This is a genomic window from Terasakiella sp., assembly GCF_048267425.1.
In the GTDB taxonomy this organism is placed as follows: Bacteria; Pseudomonadota; Alphaproteobacteria; order Rhodospirillales; family Terasakiellaceae; genus Terasakiella.
Genome location: NZ_JBLWXN010000002.1, coordinates 129,639 through 146,744 on the forward strand (window position 1 = coordinate 129,639; position 17,106 = coordinate 146,744).

Annotated in this window: 10 protein-coding genes, 1 tRNA gene and 1 pseudogene; 2 read left to right on the forward strand and 10 right to left on the reverse strand. The window is 46.3% G+C overall.

The window, feature by feature from the left end; all coding sequences use genetic code 11:
* Window positions 1–109 precede the first annotated feature (109 nt).
* The 8 genes and pseudogenes from ACN0VA_RS03830 to dcd form a co-directional block, all read right to left on the reverse strand.
* Window positions 110–556 carry a low molecular weight phosphatase family protein gene (locus ACN0VA_RS03830; RefSeq protein ID WP_417819861.1) on the reverse strand — a complete coding sequence of 149 codons (447 nt, stop codon included), beginning with the start codon at window positions 554–556 and terminating at the stop codon, window positions 110–112.
* Window positions 557–565: 9 nt separating this feature from the next.
* Window positions 566–1,045 carry a UPF0262 family protein gene (locus ACN0VA_RS03835; protein ID WP_417819862.1) on the reverse strand — a complete coding sequence of 160 codons (480 nt, stop codon included), beginning with the start codon at window positions 1,043–1,045 and terminating at the stop codon, window positions 566–568.
* A gap of 117 nt (window positions 1,046–1,162) precedes the next feature.
* Window positions 1,163–1,753, reverse strand: a complete 591-nt coding sequence (locus ACN0VA_RS03840; protein ID WP_417820312.1) for a bacteriohemerythrin — start codon at window positions 1,751–1,753, stop codon at window positions 1,163–1,165.
* Window positions 1,754–1,774: 21 nt separating this feature from the next.
* Window positions 1,775–3,607, reverse strand: a pseudogene (locus tag ACN0VA_RS03845) (methyl-accepting chemotaxis protein); the annotation flags it as partial.
* A 114-nt stretch (window positions 3,608–3,721) separates the two neighbouring features.
* A complete protein-coding gene (hisD, locus tag ACN0VA_RS03850) occupies window positions 3,722–5,020 on the reverse strand; it encodes a histidinol dehydrogenase (protein ID WP_417819863.1) in 1,299 nt (432 codons plus the stop codon).
* A complete protein-coding gene (hisG, locus tag ACN0VA_RS03855; protein WP_417819864.1) occupies window positions 5,004–5,672 on the reverse strand; it encodes an ATP phosphoribosyltransferase in 669 nt (222 codons plus the stop codon). The genes hisD and hisG overlap by 17 nt, the downstream gene beginning before the upstream one ends.
* A gap of 17 nt (window positions 5,673–5,689) precedes the next feature.
* Window positions 5,690–6,985, reverse strand: coding sequence for a UDP-N-acetylglucosamine 1-carboxyvinyltransferase (gene murA / locus ACN0VA_RS03860; protein ID WP_417819865.1), 1,296 nt, complete (start codon window positions 6,983–6,985; stop codon window positions 5,690–5,692).
* A gap of 9 nt (window positions 6,986–6,994) precedes the next feature.
* Window positions 6,995–7,549, reverse strand: a complete 555-nt coding sequence (gene dcd / locus ACN0VA_RS03865) for a dCTP deaminase (RefSeq protein ID WP_417819866.1) — start codon at window positions 7,547–7,549, stop codon at window positions 6,995–6,997.
* 426 nt (window positions 7,550–7,975) lie between these two features.
* Between dcd and ACN0VA_RS03870 the strand changes: the two genes are divergently transcribed.
* Both ACN0VA_RS03870 and ACN0VA_RS03875 read left to right on the forward strand, forming a co-directional pair.
* Window positions 7,976–8,050, forward strand: a tRNA-Thr gene (locus tag ACN0VA_RS03870).
* A 297-nt stretch (window positions 8,051–8,347) separates the two neighbouring features.
* Complete coding sequence (locus ACN0VA_RS03875; protein ID WP_417819868.1) at window positions 8,348–15,856, forward strand: S8 family serine peptidase; 7,509 nt, start codon at window positions 8,348–8,350, stop codon at window positions 15,854–15,856.
* Window positions 15,857–15,929: 73 nt separating this feature from the next.
* Here ACN0VA_RS03875 and ACN0VA_RS03880 read toward each other — a convergent pair whose 3' ends face one another.
* Together ACN0VA_RS03880 and ACN0VA_RS03885 are read right to left on the reverse strand one after the other, a co-directional pair.
* A complete protein-coding gene (locus ACN0VA_RS03880) occupies window positions 15,930–16,664 on the reverse strand; it encodes a hypothetical protein (RefSeq protein ID WP_417819869.1) in 735 nt (244 codons plus the stop codon).
* A gap of 1 nt (window position 16,665) precedes the next feature.
* Window positions 16,666–17,094, reverse strand: coding sequence for a CBS domain-containing protein (locus ACN0VA_RS03885; protein WP_417819870.1), 429 nt, complete (start codon window positions 17,092–17,094; stop codon window positions 16,666–16,668).
* Between the last annotated feature and the right edge of the window lie 12 nt (window positions 17,095–17,106).

Consider the following 17,106-nt stretch of genomic DNA (forward strand, 5'->3'; position numbering starts at 1 on the left):
AATCCGCTCAAAAAAATTAATCCTGCTGCGTGTTATATCAAGACGGCCTATTGATGTATAGAAAACAAAGGAAACAAGATAAAAACACACCTCTATCGTGCATTATGCGTTAAACATCCACCATACCGTGACGCGGAAAAGCACGTTTAATCTGCGTCATTAACTGGTCTCGTACAGTACGATATGCCTCAAGACGTTGTTCCCGACTGCCCGTTTCCAGACTGGGATCAAACGTATTCCACAAGGTGACATCGCAATCCATATAGGCCGCCATTTCCAAGGCGTGGTGATGGGCTTCAGGCGATAAGGTTATAATGCGGTCATAAAAACTGTCTTCAAGTTGATCAAATGTCTTTGGTTTATGCTTGGACATATCGATACCGATCTCGTCCATCACCTCCATGACAAAACCGTCCAGTTCTTGCCCTAATCGTACGCCGCAGGAATCGACATAAATCTGTCGCCCATGCAGCAGTTTCATAATGCCTTCCGCCATAGGGGAGCGAATGGCATTCATCGTACAACAAAATAAGATGGCAGAAGGCAGTTCACTCACCCCTTATCCTCACTGGCGAATATGGAGAACACAGACAAGGGTAAAAAGGCGACGGGCTGTATCGTGGTCCACATGAACCTTTTCTTCCAGCCGATCGCGCAAAATGGTTGATCCTTCGTTATGTAAACCACGCCGCCCCATATCAATGGCTTCGATCTGGGCGGGGGAAGCCGTTTTAATCGCTTTGAAATAACTATCACACACCAGAAAATAATCTTTGACGATTTTACGCACCGGCATCAGGGGGACTTTGATTTGCGTAAAATAATCCGTTTCGCCTTCTTTGGCGACATCCAGCACAAGACGTTTTCCGTCTTCAATCGACAGCTTCACATCATAAGGGCCAATTTCATCACCAACCGGGGCGAAATAGTTTTCCTCGAGCAAATCGAAAACGGCAACTTTGCGTTCATGCTCCACTTCCGGTTTCAGGCGGATACCGTCCAATTCTTCAATCTGAATATTGGCAATTTTTTGTAAATGATGCACCTTTGCCCATCCCCCTCAAAGACTTCTTTGTGTTAGAAAGGGTATAAAAGCATAAAGGCGCACATTGCACAATCCGTCATATGCATCTCAATTGAAACGTTCTAAGGTTTCATATTTTCAAGCAGCTTCCAATTGAAGGATGAAATCTGGACGTTCCTCTTTAAGATACTGCGCGAAGTCCCGATCCTCTTTTGAGGTATGCTCGCGCAGCCAACTGGCCAGGGCGTCAAAGAAGTCCAGACTAATATCATCTCCGTCAAAATGTTGTTGTGCGATCTGGTTTAATTTTGCCATGATTTCGTTATGTGCTGCACAATGAGGTTCGACCTGAGGATATTGCGCCTGACGCATTTCGCTTTCTTCTTCGCGCAAGTGCTCTTCAAACGAAATCAGGATACGATTTAAAGAAGCATCCACTTCTTGCGCCGTAATACCATCCAGCATACGGGCATGGTAATAGTTAATTTCCTGAAAAAATGTTTTATGATGATCATCTATCACTTTGATATCACATGAAAAATCATCACACCATGCAAGGAATTGCTTATTTTCGTTGCTCGCACGAATATTTTCCAGAAACTTGCCGACTTCTGCACGCAGGAATTCTGCCTGTTTTGACAATTCCTGAGATGAGAGCGCGATTTCCTGTGCGGCCAAGCCTGTCTCACCGGAGGCTTGTTCCACCATTGTAATATTGTTCGCAACCATTTGCGTTCCCTGTGCGGCTTGTTCCACACTGCGGGCAATTTCAGCCGTGGCGGCAACCTGTTCTTCAATTGTGCTGGCAACCGAATTGCTCAGTTTATCGGCCTCACCGATACATTGGCTGATGTTTTCCATTTCCCGTGCTGCGCGTTGCGTGACCACATTGACTTGGCGGATTTGATTTACGATCTCTTCTGTCGCCTCTGCCGTTTGCTGTGCAAGCAATTTCACTTCGCTGGCGACAACGGCAAAACCTTTGCCAGCTTCGCCTGCGCGGGCAGATTCAATAGTGGCGTTTAGCGCCAGCATATTGGTTTGGTCTGCGATTTGGCTGATGAGTTCTGCAAAGCTGGTGATGCGCCTGACTTCATCCACCATCGAAATAACCGTTTCATGTGTTTCTTGTGCTTTATAGGCGGCATCTGCCGTCACGCGGGCCGAGTTCTGCATATTGCGTCCAATTTCGCTATTCGCGCTTGCCAGTTCTTCTGAGGCGGAGGCCACAGTCTGTACATTTGCGGAAGCCTCTTCCGTCGCGGCAGAAACGTTGGTTGCTTGCTCGCTGGTCTGTTTGGCTGTGTGCGCCATTTGTCCAGCGGACGCCTGAAGCTGGGTTGCGGCAGAGGTCACAGCCTCAACAACCTTGCCAACACTGCTTTCAAAAATATCAGCCATCTGGATCATGGCAACGCGGCGTTGGGCTTCGGCTTTTAGCTTATCTTCCTGTTGGCGTTTTTCCATGCGTTGCACGTCCGCCATTGCCTCTTTAAAATGCTCTACAGAGGACGCCATATCCCCCAATTCATCACGATTTTCGGTATAAGGGACATGCACATTCAAATCATTATTGGCCAAAGTATGCATTACATTGGTCATGGCTTGAATAGGTTTGGCCAGTGTCCCGCCCAACCACCAAGCCACCCCCAACCCCAAAACAAACGACGACAGACCGACAATAATCAGCTCACGTTCGCCCAGTTCAATATTGGCAAGGGTTGCAGACGAAATTCGACTTTCATCTTCGGCGGCTAAAACCTGCAGCTTTTCTGCATCTGCAACAAGTTCAAGGGCAAACCCCTTCATTTCACCATCAACAAGATGATGAATTTCCGAAGTTTCTTCGATAACCTGATTCAAAGTCTGTTCATAACTGGTCGCCAATTGGTCAATCCGATTTGCCAAGTCAATATCTTCCGCATTGCGGGCAACCGCACGTAATTCTTTCACGGATTGATGAAGCTGTAAAAATTCTTCTCTCACCTTATCCCCAACCGTCACATCTTTATTGCCAATCAGCAGGTTGGAATAAAGCCGTGCCATGAGTGTATGTTTAATCGCATTTTCGATATGAGCACGGATTTCGTTTTTATCGTTGCCAATAATTTCTTTAAGAATACCATCAAGTTCTGTCGACATTTGCAGACCTTTCGGCATCATGTCGTTACGAACCAGGTTGCGGTATTCCTCATCCAGTTTCTTAATGGAGGCAAAGTCGCTCATATATTTCTGAGCATCGACAAGCATTCCCTTAAGCAAAGTCTGGCGTTCTGGGTCTTGAATTTGAGACAGCGCGTCTTTCAAATCATCGACTAAAACCGTGCCGATTTGTTCAACCTGTTCGCCTTCTTCTGTATCCCCCGTAACGGCATATTCACGGGCATGCGCTCGAAGTTTGAGAAAACGTGCTTCAATGTCGCTTGCTTTGGAAGCCCCTTTAACAACATGGGCATATTCAACCACTTCATGTGCGACTGTCATAAATTGTTTATAGGCCAACCCTGATGTTACAACCATGAGGACAAGCACGACCATGAAGCTCAAGACAAGCTTGGTCCGTAAGCGCATATGAGACAACATTTTCCACTCCCTAGAACCGATCTCAATTTAATCAGTATATAGGGACGATCAAATACATTTAAAGGTTTAATAACCTAAATTATAGTTGATTTTCTATTGCTCATTTTAACTTGTTTATCTTTCCACATTCAGGCGGATCGCAACAGATAGTCCGTGTGCATCCAATCCTTCCTGCTTTGCCAATGTCACCGCTGCCGGGCCGATTTTATTCAGGCTGGATGCGTCACATTGGATCAGGCTATTGCGTTTCATAAAATTAAGCACACCAAGACCGGAAGAAAAACGTGCACTGCGTGCTGTCGGCAAGACGTGGTTAGGACCGGCGACATAATCCCCAATCGCTTCGGGGGTATAACGCCCCATAAACACAGCACCGGCATTGCGGATTTTGCGTTCCAGTACATCCGGTTCATCAATGGCAAGTTCCAGGTGTTCCGGTGCAATCCGGTCACACAAGGCAACCGCTTCATCCCAGTTTTGAACCACGATCAACGCGCCATGTTCTTCCCAGCTTTCACTTGCAATATCGGCACGCGGCAGGGTTTCAAGATGCGTTTCAATGGCATCTTCAACTGCACGGGCATAATTCCCATCATCCGTAATCAAAATGGATTGGGCCGCCGTGTCGTGTTCGGCCTGTGATAACAAATCAGCCGCCATCCATGCCGGATCGTTTTTACTATCGGCAATCACCAAAATTTCACTCGGTCCGGCAATCATATCAATGCCAACCGTACCAAAGACTTGGCGTTTGGCCGCCGCAACAAAGGCATTACCCGGTCCAACGATAATATCGACCGGTTTAATGGTTTCTGTCCCATAAGCCAACGCACCAACGGCCTGCGCCCCACCGATGCGGTAAATCTCGTCTACGCCGGATAAACGGGCCGCCGCCATCACCAACGGGTTCACAACTCCGTCCGGTGTCGGCACAACCATGACCAGACGGTCCACCCCGGCAACCTTGGCTGGAATGGCATTCATCAAAACAGAAGATGGATAAGCCGCTGTCCCCCCCGGCACATACAACCCCGCCGCCTGAACCGGTTTCCAACGGTATCCAAGACGTACACCGGCTTCATCAATGTAATCCAGATCTTCGGGTAATTGTTTGGCGTGGAAAGCCTTAATCCGGTCGGAGGCAACTTTCAATGCAGCCAGCGCATCTTCCGGCACCTTGGCAATTTCGCGGTCCATTTCTTCGGCACCGATCGCCAAATCACCAACCGAAATATTCATCCGGTCAAATTTGTTGGTATATTCAACGACCGCTTCGTCACCGCGTTTTTTGACATCGGCAAGAATGCCTTCAACGATCTTGTTGACATCGGGAGCTTCTTCGCGCTTGGCAGACAGAAGTGCGGTGAATTGAGCTTCAAAATCAGCTTGTGTGGTTTCAAGACGAAACGTCATTGACGGCCTCGCGGAATTTTTCAATCAGGTCGGTGATCTCTTCAGATCGGGTTTTCAAGGCTGTTCGGTTGACAGCCAGACGCGATGTAATTTCGCAAATCTGCTCAACTTCGACCAGCCCATTGGCTTTCAAGGTCGATCCGGTTGAAACCAAATCAACAATGCGGGAACACAACCCCATATTGGGCGCCAGTTCCATTGCACCATTTAGCTTGATACATTCCGCCTGCACCCCCTTTTGCGCAAAATATTTGCTGGTGATGTTTGGATATTTCGTGGCGACACGCACATGCGACCAACGGCTGGGATCGTCATCATCGGACAAATCCTTGGGCTCCGCCACGCAAATACGGCAATAACCGATCCCTAAATCCAGTGGGGCATAAATTTCAGGATAATCAAATTCCAGCAGAACATCCCCGCCACAGACACCGATTTGTGCGGCCCCAAATGCTACAAATGTTGCCACATCAAAGCTGCGCACACGTACGATCTCGATATGCGAATGATTAGTCGCAAATTTCAGGGCGCGTGATTTGGAATCAAAAAAGGCGGCTTCCGGCTCGATCCCGCATTGTTGTACCAATGGCATCACTTCGTCGAGAATACGCCCCTTTGGCAGGGCAATAACCAGTTTTTCTTGTTCAGACATGGCTTTCAATTTCCAAATTATTCGGCGGGAGCGCCTTTTTCACGTTCAATGATCGCACCACAAGCCGACAGCTTTTGTTCAAGGGCTTCATAACCACGATCCAGATGATAAACCCGGTTCACAATCGTCTCGCCTTCGGCGGCTAAACCCGCCAGCACCAAAGACATGGACGCCCTCAAATCAGTTGCCATAACCGGCGCACCGGATAGTTTGTTGACACCACGCACAATGGCAGATCGGCCATGCACATTGATATCAGCCCCCATTCGGTTGAGCTCAGGCACATGCATAAAACGATTCTCAAAAATGGACTCGGTGATCATGGATGCCCCGTCAGACACCGCCATCATCACCATAAATTGCGCTTGCATGTCAGTGGGGAAAGCCGGGAAAGGTTCCGTCATTACATCCACACCACGGATCGGGCCATCACACCAGACACGTACACCGCCGTCAACTTCTTCGAAATTGACATCGCATTTTCTCATCACGTCAGCAACGGACTCAATCAAATCCATACGCGTTCCAAGCAGGGTTAAATCCCCCCCCGTTACAGCAGCTGCCACCGCGTAAGACCCGGTTTCAATCCGATCCGGCAAGACTGAATATTTCGCACCATGCAGTTTATCAACGCCTTGAACACGCAAAGTATCGGTCCCAATCCCTTCAATCTGCGCGCCCATTGCGACAAGGCAATTGGCAAGATCGGTAATTTCCGGCTCGCGTGCGCAATTGGACAGAACGGTTTCGCCCTTTGCCAAGGTTGCCGCCATCAAAAGGTTTTCGGTCGCGCCAACGGATACCATCGGAAAGGTAATATGTGCCCCATGCAACCCACCCGGTGCATGCGCGACAATATAACCTTCTTTCAATTCAATCTCTGCACCCATCTGTTCCAAGGCCCCCAGATGCACATCAACCGGACGTGTCCCAATGGCACAGCCCCCCGGCAAAGAGACTTTACCCTTGCCATAACGAGCCAATAAAGGACCAAGCACCAGAACCGAAGCCCGCATCTTGCGCACCACTTCATAAGGCGCAACGGTTTTACCGACATCATGGGCGGTCAGTTCAAACACACGACCAACATGTCCACCATTGGGGGCATGTCCGTTCATGCCGACTTCGACACCCAGTTCCGCCAACAGGTGCGTCATGGTCGTAATATCGACCAGATGCGGCAGGTTTGACAGCGTCAGCGTTTCTTCACTCAATAAAGAAGCTGCCATCAGGGGAAGGGCTGCGTTTTTCGCGCCGCCTATTTGAATGGACCCTCGCAAACGTTGACCGCCGCGAATGTGAATTCTGTCCATGAGATATCCTTAAAGTTTAGGCAGGGTCACACCGCGTTGACCCATATATTTTCCGGCACGATCAGCATAAGAGGTTTCGCACACTTCATCGGCTTTTAAAAAGATGAACTGGCAGGCGCCTTCATTGGCATAAATCTTGGCCGGTAACGGAGTTGTATTTGAAAATTCCAGCGTCACATGGCCTTCCCATTCAGGTTCCAGCGGCGTGACGTTGACGATAATGCCGCAACGGGCATATGTGGATTTGCCCAGACAAATGACCAAAGTATCGCGCGGGATACGGAAATATTCCACCGTATGGCCCAGTACAAAACTGTTTGGCGGGATGATGACATAATCCTGATCGCGTGTGACAAAGCAATCATCATCGAAAGATTTGGGATCAACCGTCGCAGAATCAACATTGCTGAAGATTTTGAAATCGCTGGCGACACGGGCATCGTAGCCGTATGAAGACAGCCCGTAAGAAATAACGCCATCGCGATTTAAGCCATCCACAAACGGTTCAATCATACCGTCTTTGAGCGCGCGTTCACGTATCCACTTGTCGGGCAGCACAGCCATCGCAGGAATTCTCCCAAAAAATAACGAAAAAATACTGCCTGTTCTTATAGGAAAGAGCCGGGAGTCTCAAGCGCATAAATAAAAGAATCCCTTCTCAAGGGGATAATGACCGCCCCGACGACAAAAAACAGCAAGATCACAAGCTGATTCTCAGCTCTCGTCCTTTTTGGGTTGGTCCGTTTGTGTCCGCGCCCGGCTTTGACTTTTTCGACGTCGCAGATTCGCGCGCAAAGCTTCAGCAAGCCGTTCCTGCTTCTTCTTATTTTCGTCCTGTTTCGGGGGCGTTATATTTCTGTTGTCTTCACTCATAAGCGAATTGGTGCCTCATCCACCGGAACAGGTCAAGCAAAAGTACATTTTGTTAAAAAAGAACTTGAACGGATCGAATGCCTATGCGATAAGCCCGCCCACGCAAGAGCGTATATTGCTGATGTAGCTCAGTGGTAGAGCACTCCCTTGGTAAGGGAGAGGTCGGTAGTTCAATCCTACTCATCAGCACCATAAACCCGCAGCCCCTAAAGGTTTGCGGGTTTTTGTTTTAGAATTTTGTATTTTATCAATTTTCGCTAAAAAATCATTTCTACATATAGATTAAGTTCGAGCCTCCTTAACTTATACCAATATAGAAGGTCCAGAGAGAAAACCTTCAAACCATTCTAAAATAAGTTTTTTTTATTTAGGTAGTGACGCAAATCACATTGAAAAAACATTTATAGGTAGTATAATTCGCGCCGGTGTCTTCTTATTTAAAATATTATATAACCATACCTCTCTTAAAGGTGGGGAGAACAAGAAAAAATGACGGCGAATAACAATAAACAAAATGCGGATAGAGCCTATTTAGAAAGTAATCTTATTTCCGATTCTGAGACTGCCAGCATCTGGCAAACATCATCCTCCATTGAATCCTCTGAGAATCTATCAATCCAGAAAAATGAAAATTCGCCTTTAGATATCTCTTCTGACTATCTCCCAACTGGCGGAGAATTCAGTAAGCAATGGCACCTCAAAAATACGGGGCAAACTGGTGGTCTCGTTGGTATTGATATTAATGTTGAAAAAGTTTGGGATGACTATACAGGTGCAGGTACCACTGTCGCCGTTGTTGATGATGGCATTGATTATACCCACGAAGATCTGAACGATAACTATCTTCTTTACAGTGACTACGATTATGCTGACGACGATACGAACGCAATGGCCGAAACCGATGATTTTCATGGCACGGCCGTTGCTGGCCTTATTGCTGCGGAGAACAATGGTGTCGGGGGTGTCGGCGTTGCTTATGACAGTCAGATTACTGGTTTTCGCCTCAATTTTAACGAGATCTATACAACAGACCTCATAAACATATTGGTCAGATCAAAAAATTTCGATGTCGTCAATAACAGTTGGGGGTTTTTTAGTTTTTTTGATGATCCCGGATCGTATCTCAAAACAGTACTTCAAAATACTGTTGACCAAGGCAGAGATGGATTGGGAACATCCATCGTTTATTCTGCAGGTAACGAAAAAGAATACAGCTTCGATGTAAATTATAAATTTGCACAAAATTCGCGCTTCACAATTGCTGTTGGGGCCATTAACCAAGATGGCGAGGCGAGTTATTACAGCACACCCGGGGCTGCGGTTTTAGTGAGCGCCCCCAGTAGTGCAGAATATACAGGAGTATACACAACTGATCGTAGTGGCGCAGAAGGATATAGTAACACCAATTATACGAATGAATTTGGTGGAACCTCTGCTTCGGCACCAATTGTCAGTGGTGTTATTGCGCTGCTTTATGAAGCCAATCCCTTGTTGGGTTATCGTGATATTCAGCAAATATTAGCTTATTCAGCCCGACAAGTGGACCAAACCAATCCTGAATGGAATATCAATGGCGCTGGAAACTGGAATGGCGGCGGAATGCACTTCAGCCACGAGGTTGGATTTGGCTTGGTGGATGCGCATGCCGCTATTCGTATGGCAGAAACATGGACATTCCAATCCACCTTCGCCAATGAAGAAAGTGTTACGTCCACCCATGCCTCCGGACAGATTACGGCAAATCAGACGAATTCATTTGTCCTAAGTGTCAATCAACACCTCGACATACAGAATGTTGCCATTTCTCTTGATCTTACTGGTCAAGCCTATTTCTTGCGCGACATGGTGATTTCCCTGACCTCGCCGGATGGGACAAAAAGTATTCTGTCCACAAGTGCATACACCACGCAAACCGAACTATTATGGGATTTCACATCTGTTCAACATTGGGGTGAAGATAGTTACGGCGACTGGACACTTACATTTGAAGATACAAGCATAAATAACAGCACTCTTGTCGATGCCAATATAACCTTCTATGGCAATACAGGCGCTGATGATATTTATGTTTATACCGAAGAATTCAATCAAATCTATAGCGCAGGTCGTAGCTCTATTCAGGATACGAACGGGGGCACAGATACCCTGAATGCGGCCGCCATTACCTCTGATCTGACAATTAACCTGAATGCAGGTGCGACAAGTACAATTGACGGGCAGTCCGTACAAATCGCAACAGGAACACTCATTGAAAATGCCTTTGGCGGCGATGGCAACGATACTCTGATCGGGAACGATCAATCCAATACCCTGAGTGGTGGTCGCGGCAATGATACGATAAGCGGTGGAGAAGGTATCGATTACCTATTCGGCAATGTGGGCGATGACACATTAAGTGGCGGCGACGGTAACGATTATCTCTATGGTGGAACTGGAGATGATGTCGCATATTTTGCAGGGAATTACCTCAATTATCAGATATCTGATGGCGCAAACAGCAGTGTTCTAATTTCAAACGATACATGGACGGATACGTTATTTGATATCGAATGGTTGAAATTTGACAACGCCCTTTACACAATTCCCGAATTCAAGATTGCCTCTAATAGGGCCCCTACTGCAGAAACAGTTAGTTTATCCACTGACGAAAATACGATCTTAACAGGTACACTCAGTGCATCCGACGCTGATGATGACACCCTTAGTTTCAGTTTGGTATCAGCCCCATCAAAGGGCAACATGGTCATCAATTCCAATGGTACTTATCAATTTACCCCGGGCCTTCTTTTTGATGCACTTGGCGTGGGCGAAAGTGAAAACATTGAATTCACCTATAGCGTCAGCGATGGTATTGCGACCACAACTCAAACCGCAACAATAACCGTCAATGGCCAAAATGATGCGCCGATTTTCCAGTATCAGACACATGAAACAACCGAGAGCAATACTTTAAGCGGTACACTGCTTGCTACAGACCCTGATAATGATACCCTTAGCTTCAGATTGATAGCTGCCCCCTCAAAGGGCAACATGATTATCAATTCCAATGGTACTTATCAATTTGACCCCGGTCTTCATTTTGATGAACTTGGTCCGGGCGAAAGCGAAAATATTACGTTCACCTATAGCGTCAATGATGGCTATACCTCCAGAACTCACACCACAACAATTACTGTTTTGGGTGAAAATGATAAGCCAAAAATATTTCCAAAGGCTCAAAATTTTTCAGTTGATGACGGTATTCAGAAGGTGAATAACCAAACGCTTGAATTTCAAGACTATGTAGGCATTAAAGAACTGAGCGATGGTCGTTTTGTCATTGTCTGGGAAGGCGATACCATCGAAGGAACCGACACAAACCTAAAATTATTAGCACGCATATTTAATTCAGACGGGACGCCTGCAACCAACGAAATTGAGATTAGCCAGAGCCCAATACTCAGAACTCAAGAACCATTAATAACAGCAAATGATGCAGGTGGTTTTGAGGTGTTTTGGCAAACGGCAGATGAAGATACATACCACAGAAGTTTTGATGCCAGCGGGGGAACGGAAAATAATGAAGCCCTCTTTAACAATAGCGTTCCCCATCATGGAGATCAGATCCTCCTATCCTCTGGGGGATATGCTGTTATTGAAACGACAAAACAACCAGACTCAGGTTATCAGGATCTCAATCTGACAATTTATGCACCAGACGGTCAGGTCATATCCACATCACAGATTGCAGTATTAGTTTCATATGACCCTGCGTATCGTGACATTGCTCAACTTGCAGATGGAAATATTGTGATTGCTTGGCAATCAGATAATGATTTTTCTCCCTATAACTTACAAGTTTCTTCCCAAATTTTTGCACCTGATGGCACAGCTGTTACAGACCCTGTCGCTCATTTTGATCCAGGCAGTAGCAATAGCGTAACACCAACAATAATGCCATTAAGCAATGGTGATTTTGTCATTAGCTATGTGGAGCAAATCTGGCAAGACGTTAACATAAAATATGGTTTTTTTGATAAAAACGGTATTCCGCTAGACTCTGGACCTCAACCATTCTCAAGCTTGATTGATACAGTCGAAAGTGGTTTCGGCGGTGCAAGCAGCGCCGGAGGATTGTATAAAAATAACATAAATATAATTCAGTTGAACGATAGCCGTTTCGTTGCCGTCTGGAAAGATTATACAGCAGGGGAAAGTCAAGTATCCTTTAAAATATTTGACCAAGATCCCGTTCTTTACGAAATTCAGGATGTAGATAATACCTCCTTGATATCTGCCACCCTGACTTTGTCTGACGCTGAGGCTCAAGACTATTTATTCGTATCTATTCCAGATGATATATCAGTCACGCAAGTCTATAATCCTAAAACAGGCATATTAACGCTAAGCGGTGAAGCAGATCTTGCAACTTACGAAGATCTGCTAAACAGCATTCAGGTTATTTCAACCTCAGTGACCTCACGTACGGTCACTCTTCAAGTTACAGACCCTACAAACCAAAATCATACATCCAACACAATCACACATGTTTTGGACAGCGTTACTTATGACGAGGTTTGGACGAGTAACTCAGATACCTTTACCGGAACATCGGGTGTCGATAAATTCTTCGGTGCAGATGGGCACGATACCTTAACCGGTGGGGGTGGTGACGATATTTTGATCGGTGGCGCTGGGTACGATACGGCCGTTTTCTCTGGTAATAAATCGGACTACGCGATTACAAAAGGCGACACGGGCTTTACAGTCAGTCACAATGCTGGAAATGGCAGTGATGGTATTGATACACTTCATTTGATGGAACGCCTCCAATTTGCAGACGGATATCACTACCTTCAAAAATCTCACATGAGTTTCGATGGCGATTTTACCTCTGATATTATCTGGCGCCACACCAATGGGCGAACCGTTCTTTGGGATCTAAACAGGGAGGGAGCCCTCGACAAGCAGGCCGAAATTGGTACTTTTACGCGTGACTGGACCATATTGGGTGACGGCGACTTCAATGGTGACGGTACCTCTGACATTCTTTGGCGTACTCAAGAGGGAAAAGTTGTTATTTGGGGTATGAATAACGGCTCCTACTCACAAAACATTTCGCTGGGTGTGATCAGTACCGATTGGTCTATTGTGGGTCATGGGGATTACACAGGGGACGGCACCTCAGATATTTTCTGGCGTGGCAGTAATGGAGAAACGGTTATCTGGGCGCTGGATAATGGCGCCACAAATATTTCTCGATATAACTTCGGCACTATCAGCACCGACTGGAATATTATCGGAGATGGTGATTATAACGGTGACGGTACAGCCGATATTCTGTGGCGCAACAGCAGTGGTCAAGTTGTCGTCTGGGGGGTAACGCAAGGCGTTATGTCTTCAAGTCATACTTTGGGGACCTTGGATAGTTCATGGTATATGAGCGGAGATGGCGACTATAACGGGGATGGGACAGCCGATATTTTATGGCGAAAAACCGACGGACAAACTCTGATTTGGGAATTAGATGATGGCGACAAATCTGCCGAACATTCCCTCGGCACGATTGATGCTGATCTGAAACTCGTAGGTGAAGGAGATTATACCGGAGACGGGACTTCAGACTTATTATGGTTAAATGGATCCGGTTATGCCACAGTCTGGGAAATGGATGCGGGCACACATGCTCAAGACATCGAATTGGGTCGGATTGGAACGGGATGGTCTGCCGTTGGTGATAAATCCCCGCAATCTATGACTAAATTACCGACAATGAACTATAGCGAAGATTCCGCTTCCGATATTATGTGGCGTGATAGTAATGGGCACATTGTCATTTGGAATATCGACCTTGGTATAAAAACCAGTACAATGGATATGGGTACCATTTCTACGGATTGGGCAATTGCGGGGAATGGCGATTATACAGGTGATGGGACAGCCGATATTTTATGGCGCGCAGAAAATGGCAATACTGTCATATGGGGTATGGACGGTGGTTCCTACAGTAAAAACATACAACTCGGCACTGTGGATACAACATGGTCTATTGCGGGCCGGGGGGATTATACCGGGGATGGTGTCGATGATATTTTCTGGCGCGGGATCAATGGTGAAGCCATTATTTGGGCCATGGACGGCGGCAATGGAAAAAGTGCAACGTATGATTTCGGCAATATAGGAAACGATTGGAAAGTCATCGGAGATGGCGACTATAACGGGGATGGGACAGCCGATATTTTATGGCGAGATCGCAGCGGTCAAACCGTTGTTTGGGGAATAAATAATGGAGTGATGTCCACCAGCCATAATTTAGGCACACATGATACCGATTGGAAGATGATCGGCAGTGGTGATTATAACGGGGATGGCACTTCTGATATCCTGTGGCGGGACGAAGATGGTCAAACTCTGATTTGGGAAATGCACAACGGTGAAAAAGCAGACGAACATTCTCTGGGCACGATCAGCACATCCTGGCATATCGTCGGAGACGGGGATTACACCGGGGATGGGACAGCCGATATTTTGTGGTTAAATCAGCTCGGGGATGTCGCTGTTTGGGAAATGGAAAATGGTGTCTATTCTCAACAAATTAATTTTGAAAGTATCGGCACAAATTGGTCCGCAATGGGGGATAAAAACATCCCTGTCATCCCAAGGCCCACATCAGTCAACTTCAGTAACGATTCATCTTCCGATATTGTCTGGCGCAATACCGAGGGGTATATCGTTATTTGGAATATGGATCAGGGGACACAAACAGGTACCATTGATTTAGGAACCGTATCTACAGACTGGTCCATTGTTGGAAATGGCGATTATACAGGCGACGGTACCGCAGATATCCTATGGCGGCACAACAACGGCAATACCGTTGTCTGGGGTATGGATGGTGGTTCTTATTCCCAGAACATTCAACTCGGTATTGTAGATACAGCTTGGTCTGTTGCTGGTCGCGGTGATTATACAGGTGATGGCACTGCAGACATTTTCTGGCGCGGACGCAATGGTGAAGCTGTTATTTGGGCGATGGACGGCGGCAATGGAAAAAGCGCGACATATGATTTTGGTACGATCGGCACCGATTGGAAGATTATAGGCGACGGGGATTACACCGGGGATGGTACATCCGACATTTTATGGCGCGATTCCAATGGTCAAACTGTGGTTTGGGGGATAAAGGATGGTGTTATGTCTTCCAATCACAATTTGGGCACTCATGACCTTTCCTGGAATATGATCAACAGTGGTGATTATAACGGGGATGGCACATCCGATGTGTTATGGCGCAACGACGATGGTCGCACCCTGATTTGGGAAATGGAATATGGCAACAAAGTTGAAGAACATTCCCTAGGAGGCATTAATACCTCTTGGCATATTGTTGGCGATGGTGATTATACAGGTGACGGGACATCCGACATCCTTTGGTTAAATGATGCCGGTGACGCCGCCATCTGGGAAATGGATGACGCCGCCTATTCCCGTCAAATTAATTTAGAAAATCGGGGTACAGAATGGACCACTGTTGATAACAATTGCGTTATCAATGGCAGCAATAGCGATGACATTTTAAATGGGGATGAAAAACCGAATGTGATCATCGGCAATGACGGTAATGACACAATCTCAGGCGGTCTGGGTAAAGACATTCTATCGGGCGGGGCTGGCGAAGATATCTTTGTTCTCGAAGCTGGTCTGGATACATTTGATATTATTGAAGATTTCATTTCCGGCACGGATCAGTTACATATCGCACTTTCCGGTTTAGAGAGGACATTTGGCCTTAATGACGGTCCCTTACGTGATTTTGCGTTAGAAATTCAGGGGAATGATTCCAAATTAAGCAACGCATATGATTGGGGCTGGCCGTCCTTTTACCTCTCGACATCAGAGGAAAATCATACGGCCTTATATTTTGATGGCGATGGCGTTGAAACAGCCTATCAAAGTACGAAAATAGCCGAGTTCAGCAACAATGCCCTAATCACGGCAGAGGATATCAAGCTGATTTAAGACCGCTCTCACCTTAAAAGTGTTGCTAAATTGTTTAATAATTACAGGCTATCTCTCATGTTTTTATTTAGAATCACATTTGGGTGAGCCGGGCAATCAGGAACGCAATGTTTTTGCGACGCCTCTCACCGACATATTGTTGAAGACGTTCTCTTTCGTTCTGCGTCATCTCCATACATTCCGCAAATAACGCCGACAAAAACGCCTTTGCCTGTTGTTCGGTAAATTGAAGAGTGCCCGCACCATCTTCCGGGTTATGGGCAGAGCCTTCCATCACATTGATAAACCAGTTCATACGTTGATCGAAATGATCAAAGGCTTGTGCAATTGCGCCTAATGTCTCCAATCGGCAACGCACAACTTCAGGATGGTTATAGAAGTCATCCCACGCAAAATTGCTGCCATGATCACGAATTTCATTTCGCATTAATTCAGACATATGATCATGGTTTCTTTCATAAACTTCCCGCCCTATGATCGAAGACAGCATATGAAAATAATTCGCCAGTTGTCTTTCCGAAAAACGTCGATGCCTTTTATCAAACAAATTTTCCAACGGTTGAACCATAATCCGGCCATAGGCATTGGTTCTGGGCGGCACCAACAGGTCCAGTTTGGATTTGCTCATGCAGCGTTCATGCACAGAATGACAAAAGGCCTCTACCTGTGAATTTTCAACCGTCAATGCTTGCTCGATCTCATCAAGCTCATCAGATGTTATCATGCCTGCTGCCAATTTCTCTTTCACAGCGGAAACGACAATATGGACGGTCATATCGAATGTGTTTTTACAGGGTAGTTTTTCCATATTACCCTTTCCCGGCAAAGAGCTCGATATCACTGGAACTGACAACTCCGATATATTCCCCTTTGTCGCTGAGAATAGCAGCATGACGAATATGTTGTTCCGCCATCTGGCTTGCAACCACCTTTAATTTATCACGACGCTTACAAGTCACGACACTATGGCGCACCATCATATGAATGGGTTTTTCAAACGCTTTCAACGCATTCATCGCAATATGGCGGATGATGTCACGTTCCGATATCAAACCGACAATCTGATCTTCGCCATCATGTAAAAAAACCACACCAACCTGATGGTCTGCCATATAATCAATAAGTTGAAGTAACGATGCTGTCATCGGTACTTTCAGAAGACCATCATGTTCGGGGGTTTCTGATTGTTTAAAATTAATCACATCCTCAACGGTTGCGTAATTCTCAAAAAAAAGCATGGTACCATCCTG

Coding starts and splice junctions, on each gene's coding strand:
- ACN0VA_RS03840 (WP_417820312.1), bottom strand. CDS start 1,753: ATGGTTGCGAACAATATTACAATGGTGGAACAAGCCTCCGGTGAGACA.
- hisD (WP_417819863.1), bottom strand. CDS start 5,020: ATGACGTTTCGTCTTGAAACCACACAAGCTGATTTTGAAGCTCAATTC.
- hisG (WP_417819864.1), bottom strand. CDS start 5,672: ATGTCTGAACAAGAAAAACTGGTTATTGCCCTGCCAAAGGGGCGTATT.
- murA (WP_417819865.1), bottom strand. CDS start 6,985: ATGGACAGAATTCACATTCGCGGCGGTCAACGTTTGCGAGGGTCCATT.
- dcd (WP_417819866.1), bottom strand. CDS start 7,549: ATGGCTGTGCTGCCCGACAAGTGGATACGTGAACGCGCGCTCAAAGAC.
- ACN0VA_RS03875 (WP_417819868.1), top strand. CDS start 8,348: ATGACGGCGAATAACAATAAACAAAATGCGGATAGAGCCTATTTAGAA.
- ACN0VA_RS03880 (WP_417819869.1), bottom strand. CDS start 16,664: ATGGAAAAACTACCCTGTAAAAACACATTCGATATGACCGTCCATATT.
- ACN0VA_RS03885 (WP_417819870.1), bottom strand. CDS start 17,094: ATGCTTTTTTTTGAGAATTACGCAACCGTTGAGGATGTGATTAATTTT.